The organism is Clostridium cibarium, assembly GCF_014836335.1.
Lineage (GTDB): Bacteria > Bacillota > Clostridia > Clostridiales > Clostridiaceae > Clostridium > Clostridium cibarium.
The window spans coordinates 1-5,494 of the sequence record NZ_JACSRA010000058.1; the positions used below are offsets into that span (position 1 = coordinate 1).

Annotated in this window: 5 protein-coding genes, 2 tRNA genes and 2 rRNA genes; 8 read left to right on the forward strand and 1 reads right to left on the reverse strand. The window is 31.3% G+C overall.

Annotated elements, in window-relative coordinates:
- From rrf (H9661_RS20115) to H9661_RS19195, 7 genes are all read left to right on the forward strand, one after another.
- Positions 1-74, forward strand: a 5S ribosomal RNA gene (gene rrf, locus H9661_RS20115); the annotation flags it as partial.
- A 5-nt stretch (positions 75-79) separates the two neighbouring features.
- Positions 80-155 (forward strand) — tRNA-Lys (locus H9661_RS19170).
- Between the two features lie 207 nt (positions 156-362).
- Positions 363-1,139 (forward strand): flagellar motor protein, encoded by a 777-nt coding sequence (locus H9661_RS19175; protein WP_143318616.1) that lies wholly within the window; start codon positions 363-365, stop codon positions 1,137-1,139.
- A gap of 8 nt (positions 1,140-1,147) precedes the next feature.
- On the forward strand, positions 1,148-1,897 hold the full coding sequence (locus H9661_RS19180; RefSeq protein ID WP_143318615.1) for a flagellar motor protein MotB: 750 nt from the start codon (positions 1,148-1,150) through the stop codon (positions 1,895-1,897).
- A gap of 125 nt (positions 1,898-2,022) precedes the next feature.
- A complete protein-coding gene (locus H9661_RS19185; protein ID WP_143318614.1) occupies positions 2,023-2,973 on the forward strand; it encodes an L-lactate dehydrogenase in 951 nt (316 codons plus the stop codon).
- 116 nt (positions 2,974-3,089) lie between these two features.
- A 5S ribosomal RNA gene (gene rrf, locus H9661_RS19190) occupies positions 3,090-3,206 on the forward strand.
- A gap of 6 nt (positions 3,207-3,212) precedes the next feature.
- Positions 3,213-3,288, forward strand: a tRNA-Lys gene (locus tag H9661_RS19195).
- Between the two features lie 112 nt (positions 3,289-3,400).
- Here H9661_RS19195 and H9661_RS19200 read toward each other — a convergent pair.
- Positions 3,401-4,147 carry a signal peptidase II gene (locus tag H9661_RS19200; protein ID WP_143318613.1) on the reverse strand — a complete coding sequence of 249 codons (747 nt, stop codon included), beginning with the start codon at positions 4,145-4,147 and terminating at the stop codon, positions 3,401-3,403.
- 140 nt (positions 4,148-4,287) lie between these two features.
- Between H9661_RS19200 and H9661_RS19205 the strand changes: the two genes are divergently transcribed.
- Positions 4,288-5,100 (forward strand): pyruvate, water dikinase regulatory protein, encoded by an 813-nt coding sequence (locus H9661_RS19205; protein WP_143318612.1) that lies wholly within the window; start codon positions 4,288-4,290, stop codon positions 5,098-5,100.
- Positions 5,101-5,494: the final 394 nt, after the last annotated feature.

Genomic DNA, 5,494 nt, shown 5'->3' on the forward strand with positions numbered 1-5,494 from the left:
ACAGGAAAGTTAAGCTCTACAGCGCTGATGGTACTGCATGGGAGACTGTGTGGGAGAGTAAGACGTTGCCAGGTAATATGCGATATTAGCTCAGTTGGTAGAGCACCTGACTCTTAATCAGGGTGTCCCGGGTTCGATCCCCTGATATCGCACCAAGATTTAGGTTATTGAATTTTTCAATAGCCTTTTTTGTTGTACTACTTTAAGAAAATGTATGGTTTAAATATATAAATTTTAGCAAAAAAGCTAAATATTAATAAAATTTGTACGATAATAAAATATATAATGGATGTAAATGGAATTATATGTTTTAAAAGTAGACAAGTGGTACAAGGCAAAAGAGAATACATAGGAGGGATAAAATGGATATTGTAATATTGGGAGGGTTAGTAGTAGCTTTTCTTTCTTTAATCTTAGGTTTTAGTATAGACGGTGGAAGTGTTACTTCTTTAATTCACCCAACAGCAGCATTAATAATATTAGGAGGAACGTTTGGGGCAGTAGCAGTATCGTTTCCTGGAAATGTTCTTAAGAAATTCCCTAAAGTAATAAAAATAGCTTTCCAAAAGAGAGAGAGTAATATTGCAAAGAACATACTATACTTTAAGGAAATATCAACAAAAACAAGAAAAGAGGGGCTTTTATCTATAGAAGCAGAAGTTTCAGAAAGTAATGTGGATCCATTCATAAAGCAAGGACTTCAATTCGTTGTAGATGGAATAGAGCAATCAACGGTTGAAAGTATTATGAAAACAAAATTGGAACAAATGGTGGAAAGGCATGAAGATGGAATGGAAATTTTCTCAGCTGCAGGTGGTTATGCGCCTACCATGGGAATTATAGGTACAGTTATGGGGCTTGTTTTAGTTGTTGGAAATTTAAGTGATCCAACATTGCTAGGACCTAAAATTGCTTCGGCATTTATGGCAACTTTATATGGGATTGCTACAGCCAATATTATATGGTTACCAATAGCAAATAAATTGAAAATGTTAAATAAGCAAGAGGTAATAGAAAAAGAAATGATAATCGAAGCAATATTGCTTATTCAGCAAGGAGTAAACCCTAACACTTTAGTAAATAAGCTTGAAGGATTTTTAGAAGACGGAAATGAAAATTTATTAAGAGATGACAAGTAGGTGTAGAAGTGAGGAAGAAAGAGAAAAAGAAAGAGAATAGTGAGAGATGGTTACTTACATATTCAGATTTAATTACTTTACTAATGGCTCTTTTTGTAATATTGTATGCGTCATCTAATGTGGATAAAGCGAAATATCAACAGATATCAAGTTCACTTCACAAAGCATTTAATATGTCTGATTCAGGGAATATAGGGGTAATTGAAGGTAATCCAACAAATGGAGACCCCAATGCTGAAGAGACACAGAATGATGAGAATAAGGAGATTACTGAAGAACAGAAATTGGAATCAATTAAGGCTCAGATAGACGCACTTATTGCTCAAGAAGGTTTGCAAGGAAGTATTTCTACTAAAACAGAGGAAAGAGGACTTGTAGTAAGTTTTACAGATACTATTTTTTTTGATAGTGGGAAAGCTGAAGTTAAAGTTGATCATAAAAAACAAATACTTGAGATATCAAAAGTATTAAATAAGATAGGAAATTATATAAGAGTTGAGGGACATACTGACAATGTTGCAATTAAAAACGAATTATATAAATCAAATTGGGAACTTTCTTCAGCAAGGGCTACAAATGTAGTGCAGATTTTTATAAATGAATGCAAAATAAGCCCAGATAGATTGCAAGCTGTCGGATATGGTGAATATAGACCTATTGCATCAAATGATTCGGAAGCAGGTAAAGCAGCTAATAGAAGGGTTGATATTGTCATAGTAAACAGTAAGTTTAACGGATTAGAGACAACAAGTAAATAGAATAGAAAGCAAAGTCTTAGGAGAACTTAAAATATATTTCTTCTAAGGCTTTTTTGTATATATTATTGTAGTTGTGTGGTAATATATTATTTAGATAAAGCAATGTATAACAGGAGGAGTTCATTATGACGTTTAAAAACAAAAAAGTAGCAATAGTAGGAACTGGATTAGTTGGATCAAGTACAGCATTTAGTCTTATAACTCAAGGTGTTTGTGATGACATTCTTATGCTTGACATAAATGAGGAAAAGGCAAAAGGCGAAGTTATGGACCTCAATCATTGTATTGAATATTTAAATAAAAATACAAGAGTTAAAACAGGAAACTATGAAGAATGTGCAGATGTTGATATAGTAGTAATAACAGCAGGAGCCCCACCAATAAAAGGACAATCAAGATTGGATACATTGGAATTATCAGCGAAGATTGTTAAATCTATAGTGGATCCAATAATGAAGAGTGGATTTAAAGGGCAATTTATAGTGGTATCTAATCCTGTTGACGCAATAGCTCATTATGTAAAAGAGCTTTCAGGACTTCCTAAAAGCAAGGTAATAGGTACAGGTACATCATTAGATTCAGCTAGATTAAAAAATTTTATTGGAAGTCTATTAAATGTTGATCCTAGAAGTGTTCAGGCATATTCAATGGGAGAACATGGAGATTCACAAATGGTACCATGGTCACATGTATACATTGGAGGAAAATCATTTAGTAAGGTAATTGAAGATAATAAAGATAGGTTTGGGGACGTAGACCTAGATAAATTAGTGTTAGAAACTGCTAGAGCTGGTTGGGAAGTATTTAATAGAAAAGGAACAACTTATTATGGAATAGCGACTGCGATAGTGGCGATAATAAAGGCTATTTTGTACAATGAGAATAAGATAATACCAGTATCAGCATATCTAGAAGGAGAATATGGACAGTTTGGGATATATGCAGGAGTGCCAGCTGTATTAAATAGTAATGGAATAAAAGAGATTGTAGAAATTGATATGTCAGAAGAAGAAATTAATAAGTTTAATAAATCATGCACCGTTATTAAAGAATGTATAGCAAAATTGGAAAAATAAAAAGATCAAAAGAAGACTGATTTAGTCTTCTTTTGACTAAAAAAATATTTTTTTATAGAAAAGTTATTGACTTATGAGCATATTATCTATATAATTAGTTCTTGTTGAGAAACAAATCTGGTGATGATGGCGTAGAGGAAACACTCCTTTCCATTCCGAACAGGAAAGTTAAGCTCTACAGCGCTGATGGTACTGCATGGGAGACTGTGTGGGAGAGTAAGACGTTGCCAGGTAAATATGGTTTACTAGCTCAGTCGGTAGAGCACTTGACTTTTAATCAAGGTGTCCGGGGTTCGATTCCCCGGTAAGCCACCAAAGGGTCACTTCAATTGAAGGAACCTCTAATAAGAACTTGCTTAGCATTAATATAAAAAAAGGATTTTACATATGTAAAATCCTTTTTTTATGTGCTTTGGTATGGGTAAAACTATCTTTTTAAAATAGAAATTAAGTCATTCCTAACAAATACTACAAATTTCTTAAAGACAATAAAATCATCTTTAATAGTAGAATCATCTGAACCTGTTAAATATCCACTAGAGTAAGTTGAAAGAATGAAAAAATATAATCCGAGATTTATATAAATATCTTTAATATCAGCAACAAATAGATTACTTATTCCTATAAAATCCAAGCTTCCACCATAAAATATCTTGTCAATAAGAGAACATAGAGCTCCACTAAATAGAAATATGAATGCGCAATCACCAAAAAAAGTAGAGTTCCTTTTAGATGTTAAATATCGATATATTTCTAAGAGTAGGAAAAGTGCTATTGTATTTACAAGAATTAAAATAGGAAAACTTACTGAAGTTCCAAAACGAGCATTTAACCAAGAACCTTGCGTGTTTATTAAAGGATTAAAACTTAACATTTCATTAATAAGAACTATGTTATTATTAAAAAAGTAAAATTTAATGATGATTTTTATACCTTGATCAAGTAGCATTAGGATACAAAATAGGAAAAGTATCTTTTTAAATGGTAAACCATCTGTATGTTTTAGGCTATAAATATGAATTATGTAACCAAACAAGAAGAAGATAGCAATCAAAATTATATTTGTCATAAGTGCTAATGGATCAGAAATTCTTCCAGTGAATAATTCGAATAAAAAGTACAAACCCCACATCAGAGGAAGTCCTCCGATAGTTAATAGTTTAATATGTTTCATAAGTTCCTCCAATATAAGTTATTTTATAAATTAAGTTTATCACATAGGATAGTAAAGTTCACTATAAAATGGTTAATACCTTGTTATGTGCGGTATAATAAAAGAGTAGTTTATTAAATAGAATGAAGGAGGGTATGAAAATGTTAGTTATTTTTGCCGTATCAGACTCTATAGGAGAAACTTCAAATCAGGTAGCAGTAGCAGCTGCTAGTCAGTTCAAAGAAGATATTGAGGTGAGAAGATTACCATATATTAAAACGCTCGAGGATGTTGAAGATGTAATGAAAGCTATTGATAATTGTGAAAAGGCAATGATTATATCAACAATAATAACTGTAAATGTAAGAGAATATTTAACACAAAAGGCAATAGAGAAAAATATATTCGTAATAAATGTACTTGGGCCAATAATAAATGTTGCAGCTACATTACTAAATAAAGTACCTGAATATAATCCAGGTGCTATGTGGAGTACAGACGAAGAATATTTTAAAAGGATAGAAGCTATGGAATTTGCCATGCAGTATGATGATAGTAAGGATTACAGAGGATTAAAAAACTCGGATGTAATATTAGTTGGATTATCTAGGACTTCCAAAACTCCTTTGTGCATGTATTTGGCTAACAAAGGACTAAAGGCAATAAATATACCACTAGTGCCAGAGGTGGGAGTTCCTGAGGAGTTATATAAAATAGATAAAAAGAAGATATTTGGATTAACTATTAATCCGCTTCAGCTAATAGAAATTAGAAAGAGGAGATTAGATAAGTTTCATAGGATACCATCAGATATTGAATATGCAGGTGATGCAAGGGTGCTAGAAGAATTTGATTTTGCAGATAAAATAATAAGAAAGTTAGGTTGTAAAACTATTGATGTTACACAAAGGGCTATTGAAGATACTGCATTAATAATATTAGAAGAGATTGGATATAAAAAAAGAAATAGTTAATTTATAATTTGTAGAGAAGATAATAAATGATAAGCAAGCATATTTATACTAATAAGGATATAGAATAATAAACTAATCCATGTGTATCTTTATGCGAATTTAAGAGAAAAAGTGAGTAATTGTCGTTCTAATAGAGAAATTGTTAATTAATTGATTTTTATTATAATATATGTGCTAACTTATATGATATTATAAATTTCGATGTTCGTCATGTTTAGAAATAATTAGATTAACATAAAAAAAGTTATGGTGATTTTAAAAAAACATTGACAGATATGAAAAACGATGATAAGATAAGAAAGTCGCTTGAGGGCGACAAAGAAAATGGTCTTTGAAAATTGAACAGATATAAATAAGTTAAAAACCAGCAATTCTTTTAGAGTAAGTTTTTTGA

Coding starts and splice junctions, on each gene's coding strand:
- H9661_RS19185 (WP_143318614.1), top strand. CDS start 2,023: ATGACGTTTAAAAACAAAAAAGTAGCAATAGTAGGAACTGGATTAGTT.
- H9661_RS19175 (WP_143318616.1), top strand. CDS start 363: ATGGATATTGTAATATTGGGAGGGTTAGTAGTAGCTTTTCTTTCTTTA.
- H9661_RS19205 (WP_143318612.1), top strand. CDS start 4,288: ATGTTAGTTATTTTTGCCGTATCAGACTCTATAGGAGAAACTTCAAAT.
- H9661_RS19200 (WP_143318613.1), bottom strand. CDS start 4,147: ATGAAACATATTAAACTATTAACTATCGGAGGACTTCCTCTGATGTGG.